The 22,446-nt window shown below is 39.6% G+C and carries 17 protein-coding genes; 10 read left to right on the top strand and 7 right to left on the bottom strand.

Annotation, left to right across the window (positions count from 1 at the left end; translation table 11 throughout):
* Nucleotides 1-240 precede the first annotated feature (240 nt).
* From gldC to Q8S11_RS11105, 3 genes are all read left to right on the top strand, one after another.
* A complete protein-coding gene (gene gldC / locus Q8S11_RS11115) occupies nucleotides 241-600 on the top strand; it encodes a gliding motility protein GldC (protein ID WP_305662165.1) in 360 nt (119 codons plus the stop codon).
* 11 nt (nucleotides 601-611) lie between these two features.
* Entirely contained in the window at nucleotides 612-1,022 is a 411-nt protein-coding gene (locus Q8S11_RS11110; protein ID WP_305662164.1) for a hypothetical protein, read from the top strand.
* Nucleotides 1,023-1,220: 198 nt separating this feature from the next.
* Nucleotides 1,221-2,267 carry an alkane 1-monooxygenase gene (locus Q8S11_RS11105; RefSeq protein ID WP_305662163.1) on the top strand — a complete coding sequence of 349 codons (1,047 nt, stop codon included), beginning with the start codon at nucleotides 1,221-1,223 and terminating at the stop codon, nucleotides 2,265-2,267.
* Nucleotides 2,268-2,308: 41 nt separating this feature from the next.
* On the opposite strand, the gene Q8S11_RS11100 is transcribed toward Q8S11_RS11105, so the two are convergent.
* Nucleotides 2,309-3,004 (bottom strand): NUDIX domain-containing protein, encoded by a 696-nt coding sequence (locus tag Q8S11_RS11100; protein WP_305662162.1) that lies wholly within the window; start codon nucleotides 3,002-3,004, stop codon nucleotides 2,309-2,311.
* A 120-nt stretch (nucleotides 3,005-3,124) separates the two neighbouring features.
* Between Q8S11_RS11100 and pfkA the strand changes: the two genes are divergently transcribed.
* The 4 genes from pfkA (at nucleotide 3,125) to Q8S11_RS11080 (ending at nucleotide 7,307) form a co-directional block, all read left to right on the top strand.
* Nucleotides 3,125-4,108: a 6-phosphofructokinase gene (pfkA, locus tag Q8S11_RS11095; protein WP_305662161.1), complete on the top strand. Its 984-nt coding sequence runs from the start codon at nucleotides 3,125-3,127 to the stop codon at nucleotides 4,106-4,108.
* 3 nt (nucleotides 4,109-4,111) lie between these two features.
* A complete protein-coding gene (locus Q8S11_RS11090) occupies nucleotides 4,112-4,960 on the top strand; it encodes a hypothetical protein (protein ID WP_305662160.1) in 849 nt (282 codons plus the stop codon).
* 205 nt (nucleotides 4,961-5,165) lie between these two features.
* The gene (gap, locus tag Q8S11_RS11085) at nucleotides 5,166-6,164 is read left to right on the top strand and encodes a type I glyceraldehyde-3-phosphate dehydrogenase (RefSeq protein ID WP_305662159.1); all 999 of its coding nucleotides are present in this window, start codon (nucleotides 5,166-5,168) and stop codon (nucleotides 6,162-6,164) included.
* A 174-nt stretch (nucleotides 6,165-6,338) separates the two neighbouring features.
* On the top strand, nucleotides 6,339-7,307 hold the full coding sequence (locus Q8S11_RS11080; RefSeq protein WP_305662158.1) for a Gfo/Idh/MocA family protein: 969 nt from the start codon (nucleotides 6,339-6,341) through the stop codon (nucleotides 7,305-7,307).
* Nucleotides 7,308-7,322: 15 nt separating this feature from the next.
* On the opposite strand, the gene glgB is transcribed toward Q8S11_RS11080, so the two are convergent.
* The 3 genes from glgB to Q8S11_RS11065 form a co-directional block, all read right to left on the bottom strand.
* Entirely contained in the window at nucleotides 7,323-9,278 is a 1,956-nt protein-coding gene (glgB, locus tag Q8S11_RS11075) for a 1,4-alpha-glucan branching protein GlgB (protein WP_305662157.1), read from the bottom strand.
* Nucleotides 9,279-9,326: 48 nt separating this feature from the next.
* Nucleotides 9,327-11,783 carry a TIM-barrel domain-containing protein gene (locus Q8S11_RS11070; RefSeq protein WP_305662156.1) on the bottom strand — a complete coding sequence of 819 codons (2,457 nt, stop codon included), beginning with the start codon at nucleotides 11,781-11,783 and terminating at the stop codon, nucleotides 9,327-9,329.
* A 249-nt stretch (nucleotides 11,784-12,032) separates the two neighbouring features.
* Entirely contained in the window at nucleotides 12,033-14,909 is a 2,877-nt protein-coding gene (locus tag Q8S11_RS11065; RefSeq protein ID WP_305662155.1) for a TonB-dependent receptor, read from the bottom strand.
* Nucleotides 14,910-15,130: 221 nt separating this feature from the next.
* Between Q8S11_RS11065 and Q8S11_RS11060 the strand changes: the two genes are divergently transcribed.
* The 3 genes from Q8S11_RS11060 (at nucleotide 15,131) to Q8S11_RS11050 (ending at nucleotide 19,336) form a co-directional block, all read left to right on the top strand.
* Nucleotides 15,131-17,572 (top strand): penicillin acylase family protein, encoded by a 2,442-nt coding sequence (locus Q8S11_RS11060; protein WP_305662154.1) that lies wholly within the window; start codon nucleotides 15,131-15,133, stop codon nucleotides 17,570-17,572.
* A gap of 28 nt (nucleotides 17,573-17,600) precedes the next feature.
* Nucleotides 17,601-17,951, top strand: coding sequence for a hypothetical protein (locus tag Q8S11_RS11055; RefSeq protein ID WP_305662153.1), 351 nt, complete (start codon nucleotides 17,601-17,603; stop codon nucleotides 17,949-17,951).
* A gap of 398 nt (nucleotides 17,952-18,349) precedes the next feature.
* The gene (locus Q8S11_RS11050) at nucleotides 18,350-19,336 is read left to right on the top strand and encodes an acyl transferase (protein WP_371135151.1); all 987 of its coding nucleotides are present in this window, start codon (nucleotides 18,350-18,352) and stop codon (nucleotides 19,334-19,336) included.
* Between the two features lie 127 nt (nucleotides 19,337-19,463).
* Here Q8S11_RS11050 and Q8S11_RS11045 read toward each other — a convergent pair whose 3' ends face one another.
* The 3 genes from Q8S11_RS11045 to Q8S11_RS11035 form a co-directional block, all read right to left on the bottom strand.
* On the bottom strand, nucleotides 19,464-20,918 hold the full coding sequence (locus tag Q8S11_RS11045; RefSeq protein ID WP_305662152.1) for a Gfo/Idh/MocA family protein: 1,455 nt from the start codon (nucleotides 20,916-20,918) through the stop codon (nucleotides 19,464-19,466).
* A 190-nt stretch (nucleotides 20,919-21,108) separates the two neighbouring features.
* The gene (locus Q8S11_RS11040) at nucleotides 21,109-21,897 is read right to left on the bottom strand and encodes a DUF1828 domain-containing protein (protein ID WP_305662151.1); all 789 of its coding nucleotides are present in this window, start codon (nucleotides 21,895-21,897) and stop codon (nucleotides 21,109-21,111) included.
* On the bottom strand, nucleotides 21,894-22,415 hold the full coding sequence (locus Q8S11_RS11035) for a hypothetical protein (protein ID WP_305662150.1): 522 nt from the start codon (nucleotides 22,413-22,415) through the stop codon (nucleotides 21,894-21,896). The genes Q8S11_RS11040 and Q8S11_RS11035 overlap by 4 nt, the downstream gene beginning before the upstream one ends.
* Nucleotides 22,416-22,446: the final 31 nt, after the last annotated feature.

Below are 22,446 nucleotides of genomic sequence, written 5' to 3'. Positions count from 1 at the left end.
CTTTGTGGCTGTTTTGATGGTATTGATTAAATTGTATATTTTCAGTTGACAATTGACAGTTGAGAATTGAGAATGAAGAGACCGGCTTTTAAAACCTGATAAACAATGAACTATTCGATCACAGGCAACAGGTAACGGGTAACTGTTAAAATATAAACGCAGAAAAATACAATCCCATAATTAGCACCTCATTGGGGCTGGCACAAAAATTACTTATAACTTATAACTTACAACTCAAGAATGAAAAAAGCCGAAATAAAACTTACCATAGAACTAGACGGGCAAAATGTACCTGAAAATATTCTTTGGGAATCTACAGACTCACAGAACAAGGAAGCGCTACCTGTTAAATCAATGATGCTTGCTTTATGGGATCATAACTATAAGAACTCCCTGCGTATTGACCTTTGGACCAAAGATATGCCGGTTGATGAAATGAAGCGATTTTTCTATGAGACACTACAGACTATGGGTGACAGTTTTTTACGTGCTACCGGAGAAGAAGCAATTGTAGAAGACCTTCGGGATTATTGTGCTCATTTTGCAGAAAAAATGGAGCTGACCGAAGGAAACAATCCACAATCAGCACTAAAAGGCTAATTCAAAATGCCATGACTTGGAAAAACTACATCGGAATCCTTGGTTCTCTTCTGGTTATTGCAGGTGGTATGATGCCGATGCTGCATATCCCAATTATCGGTAACTGGAATTATTGGGATCTTGATACGGTATTAGCTTCGATTGTCTATTCACTTGCAATACTTTCACTAATAGCGGCATCTGGAAATAAAAGAGGTTTGTTACGTTTTTGCGGATTGACTTTGCTATTGGTCCTTACCTTTACATTCGGGGCTGTATTTTTTAAGGTAAGCAATTATTTTAATTTCATTCCATTGAAAAAGCTGGCAGCTGTTGCAGGCAGAATGATCCAGTACCGATGGATTGGCTGGGCATTAATAGCCTCCGGTGCAATTTTGATGATACTTTTTTCAGGCAGGAATAAAAAACCTCAAATTCATTGATAATTAGTAAATTGGGTATAGAAATGAATTAAATTCTAAACCTTATCCTAAAAAAATGAATCAAATTCTGTCACACGTTTTATTAAGAGTAATATTTGCAATCCCATTTGCAGTATTAGGCATAATTCATCTGATGTCAGCTGATAAGATTCAGGGATTTATTTTTTGATATTTACTGCCAAACCCTAAAATCAAAAAATGCATACTAAAGTTAAGAGAACTGGCAGATCATTCAGAAACTGGAAATATTTTTTAAATCTGATTCCGGTTATACTGGTCATATTTGGAAATCTTTCGGGCGGATGGTTTACACTTTTGAATTTTACCTTCTCTTTTATTGTACTTGGAATTGCTGAGATATTGCTTCCGGAAGACCATACAAACGATGATTGGATAGAGGATGAACTTCCTGACACCTTAATGTTTTTATCGGTTGCAGGTCAAATTTCAGCACTTTTAAGTCTTATTTATGGAATTTCAACAGGAATTATCAGTGGTTACTGGATAATTACTGCTGCACTTTCAACGGGAGGCTCCTCAGGTACTCTGGCAATTGTTGTAGCTCATGAATTGATTCACAGAAAGCACAAGATTTGGAATTTTGCAGGTCGCTTTCTTTTATTCACAGTTTTCAACCCCTATTTCTATATACATCACCTGCGTATTCACCATAAATACGTTGGTACTGACCAGGATCCGGTAACGGCAAAATTTGGGGAGAACTATTATCATTTTGTTGGACGATCCATTAGCGGACAAATGAATCAATCCATGCAAATGGAAATACAGCGCTGTAAAATAAATAAACTTAATCCATACGGATTTAACAATTACCTGATTAGTTGTATATCAGGCTACCTTGGCATCCTGTTACTTAGTATGATTGTTTGGGGTTGGGAAGTATCCGCTGCGCTTGTGCTTCAGGCCATTTTTGCAAATCTTTTACTGGAATATACAAACTACATTGAACACTATGGTTTGAGCAGGATGGACAATGAACGCGTGAATGAAAAACATTCCTGGCAAAGTGATAAACTAATCAGTCGTTTTCTGCTCATCGACCTCAGCCGACATTCAGACCATCATTTTCATGCGTCAAAACCATTTAATCAACTTTTGTCGTATCCTGATAGTCCGGTTCTTCCCGGCGGATATGCGAGTATGATCTTACCAGCCCTGATTCCACCTTTATGGTTTAAGCTTGTAAATAATAAAATCCCGAAACATTTTTCGCAAAAACCCTGATTAAATACCCCCCCCCTGGCATTGCGGACTCCGATCCGCAATCACTTACCAAACGTAATTTCCTTCTGGAACAGTTTGGTATATTTTCGTTTATCAAATTTATAGAGTTTAGCTGCTCTGTAGGATACACCTTTCTGCTTCTCATCAAGCTCTTTGAGAATACCATAATTAAGCATCTTTTTTCTGAAATTCCGTTTATCCAGCTTCTTATTTAGTATTACTTCATAGAGATGCTGAAGCTGGGTCAGAGTAAATTTCTCAGGTAGCAATTCGAATGCGATGGGCTGATAACTAATTTTGTGTCTGATTTTTTCAAAACCTTTGGAAAAGATCTTCTCATGGTCAAAGGCCAGTTTTGGCAAATCATTTACCGGAATCCAAACTGCTTTAGATGCATAATTACTGACGGGTTTAAGCTCCTTACTTCCACTTAATCTAATCATTGCATAATAGGCAACTGTAATTACCCTTCCCTGGGGGTGCCGGTTTACATCCCCAAAGGTGTAAAACTGATCCATATAGATTCCCCTTAGCCCTGTTAGTTCATAAAGAATACGTTCAGCTGCATGGTCAATACTTTCATCCTGCTCTACAATATATCCGGGCAATGCCCACCAGTTTTTGAACGGTTCTTCATTTCGTTCAATCAGAAGAATCTTCAATTCCCCTTCATCAAAACCAAATATTACACAATCAATTGAAAAAACTGAATCGAACTTAGGCAGGATTGTTCCCAAAATGCAAAATTTAAAAACTAAATATATAAGGTTTAGTCATTAAAGTGTGAAAAAATATTCAAATATTACTTAGTGTAAAAAATACACATTATATTCGCATATATATATAGATAATCAGATTTGTCGGGAATAAGAAAAATAGGCGTATTTACTTCGGGAGGTGATGCACCCGGTATGAATGCATGCATCAGAGCGGTTGTGCGTACCTCGGTATTCATGGGGCTTGCGGTAGTAGGAATCCGAAAGGGATATCAGGGAATGTTAGAAAGTGATTTCTGGGACATGGACGCCCGCTCAGTAGGCAATATTATCCATTTGGGGGGAACCATCCTAAAAACAGCACGTTGCACAGAATTTATTACTGATGAGGGAACAGAAAAGGCATATAATAACCTGAAAGCACACGGCATTGATGCCCTTATTGCGATAGGGGGTGATGGAACAGCCAGAGGTGCAGAACGTCTTTCTACACGGTTCGGTATACCCATCATGTGTATTCCCGGAACAATAGACAATGATCTTTATGGTTCTGATTTCACCCTTGGGTTCGATACTGCAACCAATACGGTTATTGAAGCCATTGACAAGATCAGAGATACGGCTGCATCTCATAACCGGTTGTTTTTTGTAGAGGTAATGGGGCGCGATTCAGGGTGCATTGCTTTACGCTCAGGAATTGCGGGGGGAGCTGAGGCTGTTCTTTTACCAGAACGTGAAACTGCTATTGATGAACTCATCGAAAAGTTATCGCTCGATGCCAGAAACAAAAAAACATCCAGTATTGTGATAGTAGCCGAAGGAGATAAAAGTGGTGGTGCCTATCAGCTTGCTAAACGTGTTACAGAAAAATTTGATTTTTACGACGTCAAAGTCACTATATTAGGGCACTTGCAACGCGGGGGCAGTCCGAGCAGTTTTGACCGGGTTCTGGCCAGTCGCTTAGGCTTTGCAGCAGTCAAAGGGTTGATCGCTGGAAATAACCGGAAAATGGTGGGACTGCGGGGAAATTCAGTTGTGATGACACCCCTCGGGGAAGCATTAAATTTCACTCATTTTAAACTTGAGGAGGATTTAATGGAAATGGTGAATGTATTATCTATTTGATATATGATTGCAGTAGTTTATAGTGGATCAAAGCATGCCGATTGGAAACTGGCTGAAAAAGGGAAGACAATTTCAGAATTCAAGACCCCTGGAATCAATCCGTTTTTTAATGATGAAAACTATATTACACAATTCCTCAATAAGAATATCCACTTAATAAACAATGCCGAGAAAATTAAATGGGTTTATTTTTTCGGGGCAGGTGCATCATCAAATGAGCGCAGGGAAATTGTAGCGAATGCCCTAAGCCGTTTCTTCAGATTCAGTAAGGTTATTGTAGACCATGACCTGAAAGCAGCGGCACTTGCGGCAAGCGGGGATGAACCCGGAATACTGGGAATAATGGGAAGTGGTTCGAATGCTGCTTACTTTGATGGTAAAAAAATAATAGAGAATAATTACGGCCTGGGATACATATTAGGAGATGAAGGATCTTCCAACTGGTTGGGACGCAAATTGCTTAAGTCATATTTAAATGATCTTCTTCCTGATGAATTCGAATTCAAATTCAAAAAGAAATTTGACCTCGACAGAACTCAGATACTCGACAAAGTATACAGACAAGCCCAAACCTCATTATTCCTGAGCTCCTTCGCTGATTTTCTAATGGAAAATAGAGAGGATAACTTTGTGAAAGAACTGGTAATAACCGGTTTTGACACTTATTTCAAAACCTACTTTATGCCTCTTAAACTACAATACCCAAATGTTCCATTTCACATGATTGGAACAATAGCGGCGGGATTTGAGGATTACCTGCATGAAGCGGCCCAAAACAATAACTTGATAATCAGCTCCGTTATTAAAGAACCTATATATAATTTATTAAAATATTACTCGAATAAAAATTAATAATTAATCCTGAATATGCGGATATTACAACAATTAAAGCATTTTCAAAACCTGTTATTTCCAGGTGGATTCACAAACGCTAAAACAATCAAAGATGAAACTATGTTGATTATACGGTACCCGCAGGGTTATGTATATCAAATCATGATCGCCATGCCTTACGGCAGGTATGTTCATCACCATTAATAAACAAAATAATAAGCATATGAAAATTGGAATCAATGGATTTGGCCGTATTGGCCGTTTGGCTTTCAGAGCCGCAATTGAACGTGAAGGTATTGAAGTGGTTGGGATAAACGACCTTGTTGAGCCTGATTATTTGGCATATATGTTAAAATATGATTCGACCCATGGTAAGTTTAAGGGAACAATTGCTGTTGAAGATGGCCACTTAGTAGTAAATGGAAAAAAAATCAGGGTTACTGCAGAAAAAGATCCTTCAAACCTGAAATGGGATGAAGTTGGAGCTGAGTTTATTATTGAATCAACAGGTTTTTTTCTTACTCAGGAAGATGCAAAAAAACATATTCAGGCTGGTGCCAAGAAAGTTATATTTTCTGCTCCAGCAAAGGATGATACTCCAACATTTGTAATGGGCGTAAATCACAAAGATCTGAAAGCAGAACAAACAATTGTCTCCAATGCATCCTGTACCACAAACTGCCTTGCCCCTCTTGCAAAGGTATTGAATGACGAATTCGGAATCCTGGAGGGATTAATGACTACTGTTCATGCCGTAACAGCAACACAGAAAACAGTTGATGGACCATCCGCAAAGGACTGGAGAGGTGGTAGAGGTGCTTACCAGAATATCATTCCATCCTCAACAGGTGCGGCTAAAGCTGTTACTTTGGTCATTCCTGAATTAAAGGGGAAATTAACAGGCATGTCATTCCGTGTTCCGGTTGCAGATGTTTCAGTTGTAGACTTGACTGTCCGTTTGAACAAACCAGCATCATACGATCAAATCAAAAAGGCAATGAAAAAAGCCTCTGAGGGTGAATTGAAAGGAATTTTAGGATATACAGAAGAAGATGTTGTCTCTACTGATTTTATTGGAGACGCCCGTACTGCAATATTTGATGCAAAAGCAGGCATAGCCCTGAATGATAACTTCGTAAAAGTTGTGGCCTGGTATGACAATGAATGGGGTTATTCCAATAAACTGATTGACCTTGTTCAGCACATGGCTAGTGTAAAATAATATTTGAATAACTTTCTAACCTAACTTGACCCTGCTATATGTTAAAAGCAGGGTTTTTTATTTTGTGCGATACCGATTACTAATTGATATTAAGCGCCTACAGATTTTTTCAATATAAATAATTATTTTCGTAACGCTGACAGGGTTTAAAACCCTGTCAGCGTTAGGGAAAAAATGGATCAAATCGTTTGGGGTATAATCGGCTGCGGCAATGTAACTGAAGTTAAAAGTGGACCAGCATTTAACAAAGTTCCGAATTCTTCATTGGATGCTGTTATGCGCCGTGATAAAACACTGGCGGAAGACTATGCCAAAAGACACCATATAAATAAATGGTACTCTGACGCTGATGCTCTGATAAATGATCAGGACATCAATGCCATTTACATTGCTACCCCTCCCGATTCACACGAGCAATACACTATTGCCGCTTTTAAAGCCGGCAAACCAGTTTATGTTGAAAAACCAATGGCTCTGAATTCTTCTGAAGCCCAAAGAATGCTGGAAGCATCTGAAGAATACTCATGTAAGCTCAGCATCGCACATTACCGCAGAGCTCAACCCAGATTTTTAGAAATCCGTAGGCTGATTCAAAATAATACCCTGGGTGATATCTTATCCGCAGAAATCAAATTATTCCAGGCTCCTACTCCAGGTGTAGCAGATAGCTGGAGAGTAAACCCCTTGATTTCAGGTGGTGGTTTATTTCATGACCTTGCCCCTCACCAATTGGATCTGATGCTTTACTTTTTCGGCAAACCTATATCAGTAAGCGGAAGTTCATCTAACCGGGGGAAGAATTATCAGGCAGATGATTATGTGACTGCAGATATTATTTTCGGAAATCATGTGCCCTTCAATGGAATATGGGATTATACTGTTACAACAGATATGGAATGTGATCTATGTGAAATTAAAGGAACAAAAGGAATTCTACAATTCCCGATCTTTACAGATGGATGCCGGTTGACACTGGAAGGGCAAACCACAGACCTTCATTTCCCTCCAATTCAACATGTTCAACAACCTATGATTGAACAGGTTGTGAATTATTTCCTGGACAAGGGTCCAAATCCATGTTCCGCTTCAGAGGCACTAATTGTGATGGAGATGATGGATCGGGTAACCGGAAAACTCAAATAAAAAGATCCTCAATTCTTAATTAACCCTTTTCAAAACCAGACCAGCCAAAGGCGGCAGGTTCATTAGTCCTGATTGGGCTTTTCCATGCCAAAAAATCTCTTCAGATATTACATTTTGATCCTTAAATAAACCGGAGCCATATAAGTGTGAATCATCCGAATTCAATATTATCTTCCACCGGCCCTCCGCAGGAAGTCCGATACGCCAAGCCTTCCTTGGCACCGGAGTCATATTCAAAACAATCAGAAGTTCGTCAGATGAATCATTGCCCTTTCTTGAATAAACAAGAACTGAATTTTCGGCATCACCACCCTCAATCCATTCAAAACCGGCAGACTCAAAACTCTTATCATATAAGGCAGGTTCTGATCGGTATAACTTATTAAGTGCAGTAACTGTCTCTTTAATGCCCTGATGAGGAGCATATTCAAGCAAATGCCAGTCGAGCGATTGATTAAAATTCCATTCAGCAGATTGTGCAAACTCACAACCCATAAAAAGGCATTTTGTACCTGGGTGTGTAAACATGTACAGATATAAAAGCCTCAGATTGGCAAACTTCTGCCACTCATCACCAGGCATCCTGTCCAATAATGAACCCTTGCCATGAACTACCTCATCATGTGAAAAGGGAAGCATAAAATTCTCAGTAAATGCATAAACAGTACTAAAGGTTATCCCCTGGTGCTTGTATTTCCTATGGACTGGATCCTTCCCAAAATAATCGAGGGTATCATGCATCCAGCCCATCATCCATTTCATCCCAAAACCCAATCCGCCTACAAAAGTAGGCCTGCTAACACCGCTAAATGCAGTAGACTCTTCTGCAATAGTCTGAACATCAGGGAAATTGAAATAAACAGCCTCATTAAATTCCCTGATAAAAGCTATTGCCTCCAAATTTTCACGACCACCCAAATCATTGGGGGCCCATTCACCTTCCTTTCTGGAATAATCAAGGTATAACATCGATGCTACAGCATCTACACGCAAGCCATCTGCATGATAACGGTCAAGCCAGAAAATAGCATTACTTATGAGAAATGACTTAACTTCATTCCTGCCATAGTTGAATATATAAGATTTCCAGTCGGGATGAAAGCCCTTCTTCATATCTTCATGCTCATATAAATGAGTTCCATCGAAGCGATAAAGGCCATGCGCATCACCCGGAAAATGGGAAGGCACCCAATCTAGAATCACTCCTATGCCAGCAATGTGTAATTGTTCAATCAAAAACATCAGATCCTGGGGTGTTCCATATCTTGATGTGGCCGCAAAATATCCGGTAATCTGATAACCCCATGATGGATAGAACGGATGTTCCATTAAAGGCAAAAATTCTACATGGGTGAATCCTGTTTCCAAAAGGTATGGAATAAGCTTAGCTGCCATTTGGCGATAGCTTAAAAACTCATCGGGCGATTCAGGACTTCGGGCCCATGATCCAAAATGCATTTCATACACTGACATGGGTTTATTCAGGGCATTAATTGCATACCTTGATTTCATCCAATCAGCATCTTTCCACTCGTACCAGGTATCCCAGACAATGGAAGCTGTAGATGGAGGTTCCTCCCATCTTAATGCGAAGGGATCTGCTTTCTCCAGGCTCTCACCTGAATTTGACTGTATATAATACTTGTATACTTCACCCGTTCCGATTCCAGGAATAAAAATTTCCCATATACCGGATTCATCCCATCTGACCTGCATGGGATGCGAAGCTTTATTCCAGCCGTTAAAATTCCCTTCTACGAAGACCTGCCGGGCATTTGGAACCCAAACTGCAAAATAAGTACCCGAAACTCCAGCATGCTCAACAACATGAGAACCAAATTTCTCATATAATCTGTAATGCTTGCCTGATCTGAACAGGCTGATATCAAAATCTGAAAAACGGGAATACCATGAGTCTGTGGATACAGATTCTTTATTTATAGCCTGAATGGCATTAGCTTTTTTTGCCATAATAAGGTTGAAGTCAATACATGAATGTAGGAATTATTTCATTATAGATCAGGCCAGGATTTCTATTCTCCTGAAATTCTTACTTGACTTTATTCTAACCCGCTTCAGATCATCAAATTCAAGATTATCAGCAAATTCCCTTCCGTCGATCAAAACCTTCGAAGGGGTAAATGGCAAGCCGATAATTTTCAAGTCATAGGTTTCATAACGAGGGGTGTATAAACCCTCTATAGTTTGTACAATAGTCATGGATTGGAAATCACCGTTCACAACATACTTTTTCTCCAGGTAGATATTCTGCTCGAAGGCAAATGTATCGTCGTGATCCTCAAAATAAAAAGAATTCACTTCATAGTCTGAGTAATAAATCTGAAAGATCAGCTCATCAACCTCATACTCACCTACATACTGCATTAAGGGTGATTCCGGAATAACAGAGCCTGCCTTTACAAAAATCGGCATTGAATCTATAGGTGCTGATACCAGATGTTCCTGCCCGCCTTCGAAAGGTTCATGTGTCCAGTAATCATACCATTTACCAGCAGGTAAATACACATTTTTACTTGTTGCACCCTGATCACTAACCGGAGCGACTAATATTTTGTCTCCAAAAGTAAATATATCCTGAATGCTGTGAGTCAAAACATTGTCCTGTTCCTGCATGACCAATGGTCTGAGAATAGGGAAACTATGCCTGTGATGCTCCCAGAAAGCCGAGTAAATGTAAGGAAGCAATCTGTACCTGAGTTCAATAAATTTACGGTTAATATCTTCATACTCCTGTCCAAAACTCCATGGCTCGCGCTCTGCCGTATCTCCTGCTGAGTGAGCGCGCATAAACGGTGAAAATACTCCCATCTGTATCCATCGTGTAAACAACTCACCATCAGGCTCACCGCTGAACCCTCCAATATCAGTCCCGCAAAAGGAAATTCCGGAAACAGATAACCTCTGACACTGCACAATGCCAATTTTAAGATGCTCCCATGAAGCTACATTATCGCCGGTCCATACAGTAGCATAGCGCTGAACCCCTGAATAACCTGCCCTGGTTATAGTAAATGGCCTTTTATTCTTTTGCAGTTTTTTAAGGCCTTCATAAGTGGAACGTACCATCTGCATGCCATAAATATTATGGGCTTTGCGATGTGATCCATGAAAACCATCATAATAATGGCGTACATCTACCGGAAATGTACCTGATCCAAATACAGCAGGTTCATTCATATCGTTCCATACACCGGCTACACCTGCATCAACCAGCTCCTTAAACAAGCCTCCCCACCATTCCCGAACTTTAGGGTTTGTAAAATCAGGGAACTGACATCTACCTGGCCAAACATGCCCTTCCATAAAGTAATCATCACAACGCCTGCAGAAATAATTATTTTGCTTTCCTTCTTTAAAAATCCTGTAGTTTTCATCAACCCTGATTCCAGGATCTATGATAACCACTGTCTTGAACCCATCGTCAGCCAATTCCTTCATCATCCTTGCCGGATCAGGGAAATATTTTCTGTTCCAGGTAAAACAGCGATATCCATCCATGTAATCAATATCGAGATATATAGCATCACAAGGAATTTTGCGCTCCCGGAAATTACGGGCAATATCTTTTACCTTCTTTTCAGGATAGTAACTCCAACGGCACTGATGAAAACCCAATGTCCATTTTGCAGGCATTTGATGGGTTCCCGTCAGACTATGATAGCGCTTTAACACATCCATCATATGCGGTCCGTGAATATAATAATACTGCATCTCACCACCATCAGCCCAAAAACTTACTTTGTCCTTATCCTGACAGGCAAAATCAAAATGGCTTTTGAAGGTATTATCAAAAAATATACCGTAACTGATACCCTCATTAATTCCCATATAAAATGGGATGGTTCTGTAAAGCGGATCCTGCCCCTTCCCGAATGAATAAGCATCAGTATTCCAATTTATATAACGGTTGCCACGCAGATTGAAATCACTCGACTTATCCCCTAATCCGAAAAAGCTTTCTTGCTCATTACATTTTTTTGTGGCGTATACATAATATCCTCCAAAATCAACATTCTCCTCCCAATGCATGGCACTCAGATCCTGATTGACCAATTTACCATGGATATCTTCAAATGAGACTAAAAAATCGCTCTTATTTATAACACAGGCAACTGTGTTCGTTTGAACACAATAAGTATGCTCATCTTCAACACATGAGAAAACTGTAACTTTTTGCTCAGTATGGCTTAGGGCGTAGGAAAACTCTTCGAGGAATACACCCTGAGGAGCAAGTCTGATTCTTATAATTTCATCACTTACCACACGAACCTCAACCTGAGCATTTCCATCAGAAAAGAAAAAACTATTACCTTCCTGCCTGTACTCATTTACTGTTGACAGATATTTTTTTACGATGGGCTCAAGCCCCACAATCGGATTATTTACGTGCTGAATATCATCTTCCAGATCATTGACATCCAAAATCGTAGATAAGGGATCCTTACTTACTTCCATATTTTATTCTTTATTATAATATAAGTGTCTTCTCATCATAGATTAATTGAGAAGCCGGGGCAAAATTTTGCTCAAACAATCCTTGTATACTGCATCAATACAATATTGAGCCACATAGTTAGATATAAAAATCGAAACTGCCATATTTCTATACAAATAAGTCCCGTTCCACTATATGGAACGAGACTTATAAATTGGCTAGTATAAAATTTTTAGATTCCTCTTTAGAATCCGATTTAATATTTAATATTATTGATTAAACGTAAATCCGACATAATACATACCACCCATCTCAGGGTTTCCGTATGATGTTATATAGTATCTATTAAAGATATCTGATGCTCCGATCTTCACCATTCCTTTTACGGAAGGGATTTTCAGATTCACCTGCGCATCTACAGTTCCGAATGATGGAACTGCACCGGATGCAAAGGCTGATGCCCAGTAAAAAGAATCCTGCCAGCGGTAGGAAACATTCATACCTACATTCTTCGCGATACTGCGGTTACTGATTCCCAGATTATAGCGTACTTTAGGAGTGTTAAAATCATTTACATAAGTGGTTGGAAGGTCCCCAATCTGGTTGTATGAAATATTACCATTCAGATTGAATTTTCCGATTAAATAATCCATACCAAGAGCCATTCCATAGGCAGAAACATCACCGGCAGCATTAACCGGAACACCAAACTTGGTAAATGCAGTTCCATTTTGCTGGAACACCTCGATAGCTGTAATGAAATCTTTATATGTATTATAGTATCCATACGCATCAATCAATACATTACTTCCAAGCAATCCTTTATATCCAAGTTCATAAGCTTTCACACTTTCAGGTCTAACACCATTAGCATCAAATGAGTATGTCTGCAATAAAGAAGGATTTGCAGCACCTGCTGAAGCTGAAGCCAGGAAATTCCTGTAACTGACATCAGTAAATGGTTTATTGGTATACAAGTTATACTTCTGAACCATCTCAGGCAAACCACCAATCAAGCGGGTTGAACCTCCACCTACAGAAAGGTCGATATACTGATTTTGTGTAGTTGGATTACGATATCCTGTTTGGTATGACAATCGGATATTGTTGTTAGGTGCAACAGTATATACACCGGTAATTCTTGGTGTAAAACGTCCTTCAAAATTCATATTCTTATCATAACGTCCAGAAACAGCTAATTTGAATGATTCACCTAACTTTTTACCCATTTGAATAAAGGCACCGGTCTCATCAATATCAATTGTACGGTTAAGGTCATCAAATACAGTACCAGCAGAATTCAGATCATATCTTCTAAACGAGGCTCCAACCTGAAGTTCAACAGCACCTTTTAATGCATTTGTGAAATTATACATTCCTTCATAATGCCATAAGTTACTTTTATCATCAAACTTTGCTCCAAGACCTGAACTGATAGTTGTGTTCATGATTTTGTGTTTGGCAGCTGCAAACTCTGCAGAACCCGGTTCAAATCTTCCCTGATCAGCTACAGAACATGCCATTGCATGAGCCTGAGCATCAGGTAATCCGGCAGAACGGGCACCAACATAATTACCGATATATTGTGGAAACCAGGTTGTACTTGCCTTAGATGTTTCATTGATATAACTTCCCAGGATGGAAGAAATGTACGAATCTCCTGAACGTTCCTGCGTGGTATAACCACGAAGTAAAAAATCCTGTCCTTTTAACTCCAGTTTGTACTGTCCTATACTGAAATTACGGAGTGAATAACGATCAGAACCGGTATAAACAGAAGTTCCAGAACCCCAGTTAGCCTGCAAAATGGCTTGAACTGTATTACTCAGTTTATAATGTAATGAGGTCGAGGTTTTCAATGAGTTGGTATTGTAATCGACAAGATTAGCCTCATTGTAACCAGTCCTTGAAACTGCCTGATCAGGAATAATTCCCGCTCTCAAACCGAAATTGAAAGGAAGTACATTTTGAATAGTAGGTCTTAATGCAGCAGGAAAAGCACTCAAAAATCCGCCTATCTGAGCAGGTGTAGCTGTTGGAGGAAGAGATGCATTGATCATTCCAATAATATTCGGAATGGCACCACCTGTTGCTGCTGCGACACCGGCATTAGTTGCTGTTTGAACTGAATTTGCAATAATTCTCATATTTTGACTCACCTCATCACCATAGCTATTTATACCATCATAATTAGGATCAGAACTGCGGTTACCACTTTTAAAGGTTCTGGCTGTACGATCAAAATTTGAATAGTTTGCTGCCTGCCAATCATCAGCTTGCAGGAAAGAAAAAGTAGTTTTAAATGCAAATTTATTCCATGCCTTGGCAACCCTTATTCCGGCTTCTTCAAATGGTTGTGTTTCACGCAGAGGATCATTTATATGGTTTAATCCTTTCTTGAACGAAAAGCTGACACCTTCTGATGTAAATGGATCTTTAGAGGTCATTAACATCGTTCCGTTGATACCACCTGCACCGTATAAGGCGGATGAAGCACCCGGAAGAAGTTCGACATTATCAACATCCAGTTCAGAAATACCTATAATATTACCCACAGAAAAATTCAGACCCGGCGCCTGATTATCCATACCATCTATATACTGGTTAAAACGGGTGTTACCATTGGCATTAAAACCTCTGGTATTGATTGATTTAAAGGTTAAACTTTGTGCACTCATCTCAACCCCTTTCAGATTGTTCAGGGCGTCATAGAAGGTTGGTGATGCAGTTTCGCGGATGGCGGCTTGTCCGAATCGCTCAATTGAAACCGGAGATTCCAAAATCCGCTCAGGCGTTCTAGAAGCAGCAACTACAACTTCCTGTCCAAGTATAGACTGTGATTCCAAAGCAAATACCAAATCAGAAACCGATGCTCTTACTTCCTGTTCGATTGACTTATAACCAAGATAACTGATCACAATTGTGAAGGGAGTACTCTCGGTAGTACTGAAAACAAATTTACCATCTGAATTTGTTGATGTCCCAATAGATTTGCCTTTTACATTGATAGAAACTCCGGGTAAGGTTTCATTTGTTTGTTTGTCGGTAACAGTTCCCGAAATAGTTATGCTCTGAGCAAAGGCCATTGATATGGTCATTGTAAGCAGGACTAGAAAACAGGTAAAACGAGTAAAGCTTCTGTTCATAATTCTTAGATTTATATTGGTTAAATACATATTAACTATACAAAATACTGTAATATTTTAATTCAAACAAAGGATTTTGAATTTTTTTTATGCTTGCATAGCAAAATCCTTTGTTTTTACACAAGAATCGAAGAATTCCGACTTTTTTTAACTAATAATTAAGTAAACAATATTTGGAATTAACTATTAATTTTTAACATATTTAGTCTTTTAAAAATCCCATGAAAATAGTTAAAGCGACCATTTCAGTTCTTTTTACTTGTGCATTGATCTATGCACTAAATAATAAGTTTGGTGACATTCCCCCAATTGCCAGGTTCCTTGATCCATTCAATGGTTTCTGGGCTAATGCTGAGAGTAAAGACCAGGCAATGGAAAAGGATTTAACAATTGAAGGCTTGAACGCACAGGTTGAAATCCATTTTGATGATCAGATGATCCCTCATATTTTCGCCGATAATGATCATGACCTGTATTTTGCTCAGGGCTATATCACTGCGAAAGACAGATTATGGCAGATGGATTTTCAGACGCGCTTTGCTTCCGGGAGACTCTCGGAGGTTGTTGGTCCAAAAGCGATTGAACTGGATCGATACCAGCGACGTATGGGAATGAGCTTCGGTGCCGAAAATATGGTCGAAGTAATGATGAAGGATCCCGAGACCAAGGCGATTATGGATGCCTATTCATCAGGTGTAAACGCCTACATTCATTCTTTAAAACCCGCGGATTATCCAATTGAATTCAAGCTGTTGAATTATGAACCCGAAGATTGGCAACCTTTATATTCTGCCTTATTACTGAAACTCATGTCAGCGACCCTTGCTGGAGGTTCCAATGAATTCTATATGAATAATATACTGCAGAAATATGGGCCTGAGATTACAAAAAATCTTTTTCCGGATTACCCATTCAGAGAGGACCCGATTATACCAGTCGGAACGAAATGGGATTTTGATCCGGTAAACATCCCAGAAATGCCTGCCATCAGTGAAAATAAAACTACTTACAATATAAAAACAAAAGAAAAAGAAGAAGGTATTGGGAGCAATAACTGGGCACTTTCAGGAAATAAAACCGACAGCGGTTATCCATTACTTTCCAATGACCCCCATTTAGACCTTACCTTGCCTGCTATCTGGTATCAGATCCAGCTTGCAAGTTCTGATATGAATGCCTGCGGAGTTTCCATTCCTGGTTCGCCGGGCATTATCATCGGTTTCAATAAGGATGTGGCCTGGGGGGTAACCAATGTAGGTGCTGATGTTCTTGACTGGTACAATATTAAGTTTAAAGATGCTTCAAAAAAGGAATATTGGTTCGATAACAAATGGAATCCCGTAAAGCAACGAATAGAGACTATAAAGATTAGCAATGGTCAAACGGTTACCGATACGGTTTTATACACCCATCATGGACCAGTAGTTTATACCATCGAACAAAGACCTGATAATTTTTCAAAGATCAATAATATTCCGAGCGGACATGCCTTAAAATGGGTTGCGCACATCGGATCAAATGATGTCAGGACTTTCATCTCCCTTAACAAGGCAAAAAATTATGCTGATTATCGTAAAGCGCTTACTTATTTTTCTGCCCCAGCACAGAATTTTGTGTTTGCCAGTGTTGAAAATGATATCGCGATCACACCAACCGGCTATTTTCCACTGAAATGGAAGGGGCAGGGAAAGTTTTTACTGGATGGAACAGACCCTGCAAACGACTGGAAAGGACGGATTCCGGCAGAGCATAACCCGACTGTTAAAAACCCGGAACGGAATTTTGTAAGCTCAGCAAATCAGTTTCCTTCTGACCAGAGCTATCCATATTACCTTAACTGGGAATATTCTGGGTATGAACGCTCACACCGTATTAATAAAAGACTTTCGGTAATGACTCAGGCAAACGTCGATAGCCTTCAAAACTTACAGAACGATAATTACAGTATTCTTGCAGAAAACATTTTACCGACATTAGTCAGTCTGGTGGATACCGAGAAGCTTAATGCTAGTGAACGTGAAGGATTTAACATAGTCAGCAAATGGAATAAGTTCTTCGATGCGGATGAAATCGGGGCAAGCATATTTGAACTCTGGCATAAGAATCTGGAGATTCAAATCTGGCAGGATGATTTTGGAGATCCGAAAATACCAATGCGATATCCATCCCGCGACAGGAATGTTGAATTGCTACTTAATGAGCCCGATGCAGTATGGTGGGATAATGTAAAAACTGCAAAAAAAGAAAGCCGTGCTGATCTGGTCAATGCCTCATTTAAATTTGCCATCGACAGTTTGCAACGAAAATTCGGTCCTTTAGACAGAGACTGGGCATGGGCTAATTTGAAAAAGACCCACGTCCCCCATCTGGCCAAGGTGGCGGGATTCGGATCAAAATTCCTGTACAATGGCGGATCAAAAACCTCGGTTAATGCAACCAGCCAAAGCAATGGCCCTTCATGGCGGATGATCGTTGCACTTGGAAAGGATGTAAAGGCATATGGTGTTTTCCCCGGGGGCGAGTCGGGGAATCCGGGTAGCCATTATTACGATGATATGATCGATACCTGGTCGGAAGGTAAACTAAATGAACTGGTTTACCTCAAAGCAAAAGATGAGAAATCAAACCGCATCATTTCTTCCTGGAAACTAAGTAAAAAATAAACCCGCTAAAATATTAAATTCAAAAATCATGCTTGTTCTAATTATCGCTATAGTTTCACTGATCTTACAACTTTTTCTGCCCTGGTGGATCATTTCACCTATTGCATTCGGTCTTTCTTTTTTGATGGCGAAATCCGGTAAGCAGGCCTTCGGCTCTGCATTTCTGGCTATATTACTCTTATGGATAGGTATGGGATTGATTCATACTCTCCCGAATGAAAATATCCTTGCTAACCGGGTTGGAAGCATGCTAAATCTGCCGGATACTTCATTAAAATGGATAATTGTCTTATTGCTTACTGGAATTATCGGCGGACTTGCAGCAGGGTTTTCGGGACTTTCGGGATATTACGTTAAGGAAGCAGTTCGGAAAAGTTGAGACCCAATAACTATCGCGTGGAGAGTTGAGAATGAAGAATAGCCGTTGACAATTCAAAATTCATTGAAATTTTGCAGATATGATCTAATTTTTTGCTATATTGGTTTTACTTCAAAATAATATTCCCTTCAAAGAATTTCATGCAAACCTTATACCGATACAGGAGGGGTAGAACAAGGGCACGACAAGGCTTGAGCGTGACTCGAGTCCGGAAATCCCTCTGCTTTTTACTTGATCAAGGAGCAAAGAACAAGGAATAAAGATATTTATAGTTCTTTTGATAACTGGGAATAGAAAATGGGGAAACAGGGAATTTGTTCAATTGTCCATTCTCAACTCTCCATTCTCAACTGTCAACTATCAATTATCAACTAACACCTCATTTCCTATCTTTGTACGTGCAACACATAAACCCGGATCGTATTTTCTCTGTTTCTGGTTCTCTGGAATTTGAGCAGCTGGCACTTGAAATTTTTGACTACCAGTTCAGGAATTGCGAAGTTTATCGTCGCTTTGTCAGCAATCTTGGGACTGATATCCGGGAGGTAAAGAACCTTAACAGTATTCCTTTTTTACCAATAGAATTCTTCAAAAGTCAGAAAATTAGTTGTTCAATAGACGAGCCTAATATCGTTTTCAGCAGTTCAGGCACTACCGGACTAAGCCAGAGCAGGCATTTTGTACACGATATTGATTTCTATATACAAAGCTATAGGACAGCATTTAACATGTTTTATGGCGATATCAGTAAATACACTGTTCTGGCCTTGCTTCCCTCCTACCTTGAACGGGAAGGATCATCACTGATCTATATGGTCAATGACCTGATTAGCTTAAGCAAACATCAAATAAGTGGCTATTTTCTGGATGATCATGGTCTTTTAAAGCATACGCTTGAGCAACTTAAAATTTCTGAAATTCCTACCATACTGATTGGTGTGACCTATGCCCTGTTGGATTTTGCTGAAAGCTATTCCCTTGAATTTCCGGAGCTTATTGTCATGGAAACCGGGGGAATGAAAGGAAAACGACGCGAAATTCTGAGAACAGAACTGCATGATATCCTGTGTGCAGGATTTGGGGTTCCTGTAATCCATTCAGAATACGGAATGACTGAACTGCTCTCTCAGGCTTATTCCAAAGGATCAGGAATTTTTCATACTCCACCATGGATGAAAGTAAGAGTCAGGGACACCAATGATCCACTTACTCTGCTTGGAAATGAATCTACAGGGGGGCTTAATATTATCGATCTTGCAAATGTCCACTCCTGTTCGTTTATTGCTACTCAGGATCTTGGAAAATCTTATCCCGATGGTAGTTTTGAAGTCCTGGGAAGATTCGATCACAGCGATATCAGAGGATGTAATTTACTTGTGCAATGATGAGATGTGAGATATGAAATGTGAGATATGAGAAAAGAGCAAGGAGCAAAGACATTATGGCTACTTCACATTAAATGAAGCAGCCATAAAACTTACAACTTATAACTTATAACTTACAACTTTACTACTAAGCTCCCAGCGTCCATCCCTTACGATATTCCCGCTTGACAAACTGATTGGCTTCATCAAAGTTGGTAATTTTCATATTTGGACCATCCCAAAGCAGTTTTTTATATCGTCCGGGATAGGTAAACCCATTTTCTGCGGCATTTGGCTTACGGATATCAAATCCCCGGATAGCCAAATTACCCATCAAAAGGGCTTCTGTCAGAGGACCTGCAATAGAAAAGTCTGAACTAACCTCCTGCTTTCCATATCCGGCAATTGCCGCATCAACCCATTGGGTATAATGTCCTGCCTCTTGTCCCGGAACCCTTGCAAGTGTTGCAGGTACATTGATCTCAGCATTACGTGATGCTGGCAACAGTCTTGGATTTTTACCATAGGTATCACAAAGCATTTTGCCTTTGGTACCAATGAATAACACTCCATTCCCGCCATCTCCAAATATCTCGTCAGGGTCTAACTCCTGTGGGCGTGCAGGTTGAATTCCACCATCCATCCAGTGCATTTTAACCTCTGCATTATTTTGTTTGCCCGAGTTAAAAGTCATTATGACATGAGAAGATGGGGGGCAGCTTTCAGGGAAGTATCCCCGTTTAAATTGATCAACATATACACTTCCTACACTGCATTCTACGTCGGTAGGATATTTCAAGCCTAAAACCCGGAATGGTGCATCAACCAGATGACAACCCATATCCCCCAATGCTCCTGTACCATAATCCCACCATCCGCGCCAGTTAAATGGCACCAGTTTATCAACATAATTTGTCTGAGGTGCAGTACCAAGCCATAAATCCCAATCGAGTTCTTTGGGTATATCACTTTTTGTTTCAGGCCAGGCAATTCCCTGCGGCCAGACTGGCCTGTCGGTCCAGCAATACACGGTATGCACGTCGCCAATCACACCGGCATTATACCATTCTATTAGTTTACGTGTACCATCACTGGATGCACCCTGATTACCCATCTGAGTAACTACTTTATAACGGACAGCAGCTTCTGTTAGAATCCTGGCTTCATAAATATCATGAGTAAGAGGCTTCTGAACATACACATGTTTCTTCAACTGCATTGCCGCAAGGGTGGTAATTGCGTGATTGTGATCGGGGGTTGAAACCGAAACCGCATCGAAATGTTTTGATTCTTTATCAAACATCTCGCGCCAGTCTTTATAGTATTTTGCCTTTGGGAAATTTTTAACTGATCCGACAGCCCTGCGATCATCCACATCACATAAAAATCCGATTTCTGCCTTTCCTCCACTCGCAAACCCGGTAAGGTCACTCGTTCCTTTACCACCGGCACCAACACCGGCAATTACCAAACGATCGCTTGGTGCGATAAAACCCTTGCCTCCTAAAACATGGCGGGGTACAATCATAAAACCTGCAGCGGCGAAGGCGGTAGTTTTTACGAAATCTCTTCTGGACCTACCAGACTTTTTTTCTTCTTTCATAAATATTTCATTTTTGGTCTTGTTTAAGGTGGCGATTTTCACCACAAATGAAAATGCGGAAAATCAATGTTTGATTAACCACAAATGTTACTACGGAGCACTGAACTGTCCACTTTCGCCAAATCTGTGTTATCCATTCGCCCTTCATTCATTTCTTACTATGTCTTGTAATTCAAATGAGTTTAATAGTCTATGCTACTAGTTTGAGTTTATTAATATTTTCTGGTGTATGTCGTTGGCTCCAAAGGATATATTGGGCTCCTTTGTTGTCAAGTGCTGATAGATATTCGTCACTAACTTCTCTATCAATGTCATTAATAACGGCTAGTCCAATTATTTCCTTTTGGGTTTGTTGCTCTCGCACTTTTTTAATGTCATCCCAAGTGAACAAGAAATGAGGCAGATTCATTTTGTTTACAGAGTTGAATGATTTAATCACGATTTCTGTATTTCTGTAAGCAATTTGGAAGTCAAAAGTAAATTCAAGTCCTGTGCTACCCTTAGAAATAAAATAAGGTGTATAAATGAGTTCTTGTTCATCCAAATACGCTTTTACATCTTCTCTGAAAACCGAAGCTACGGTATGTTTCGCCAAATAATACATATCGGATGTTTCAGAAATGGCAGAAATTAGGTTCAGCTTTTTTTGCGGAAAATCTCTCTCGGTTGCTTCCGTGGTTAATTCTTCATTATTTATTCGTACACCATAATTAATGAGAATTCGGTCAAGTATTTCCTTTCTTTTGGGCGAACGGGTTATTTCAAGTCCACTCAATTCCAAATCTCTTAGCGTATTGCCATCATCAGAGAGAATGATTTTATTGCCTTCCTTTTTGGCGTAGATGTCCACCGTATCATTGAACAACCCAACAAAAGGGGTACTTATTTCTACCCAAGTAGATGAATTATTGGCTGTTACTAAAGTTTTTTCCTTTAGAAAAGCATAATAATCTTCCATTAATGCATTTATCCAATTCATAATATTCTCATTTGATGGTTGAAGGTAATGGTAGTTTTCAGGTTGATTTTCAGAAAGAATGCATTAAGCGTTTGTGCGTAGTCTTCTCTGCCATTTACTTCCTTCACCGGAAAGTCATCTAATTCCAAAGGTATAGCCCAAGCTAAAGGTTTATAACCGTCTACTACATAATGGATATGACCTGCGTAATCATCCAACCATTGTCCTGCAAAAGGTCGGAAAATTTCAGGTACTGTTTGAATAATATCGACTGGGTTTAAATGTCTTCCGTTATAATCAATTCTTAATAAACCGTTTTGAGTGCTATTGTCCTGATGGTGAAGACTAATTTTCAACGATTTCTTGTCACTTTCTTTAATGTCAATCAACAAATTCTGGTCTAAATCGTCCGGTGTAGAAAGTGTCAGTCGAAAACTCATGGGGAACTGAATATCCAACAAAAAGGTGCTTGTGATTTCACCATTCTGAACAACATATTTGTCAAGTCCAATAAGATATTCAGCTAAATCAACGGTCATTCTATTTTCTATTAATCTTACCTTTCAAATT

Origin of the sequence: Daejeonella sp. (genome assembly GCF_030695525.1) — a bacterium.
In the GTDB taxonomy this organism is placed as follows: domain Bacteria; phylum Bacteroidota; class Bacteroidia; order Sphingobacteriales; family Sphingobacteriaceae; genus Daejeonella.
Note: the sequence above shows the minus strand (reverse complement) of the source record. Positions and strands in the feature narration are given on the sequence as shown.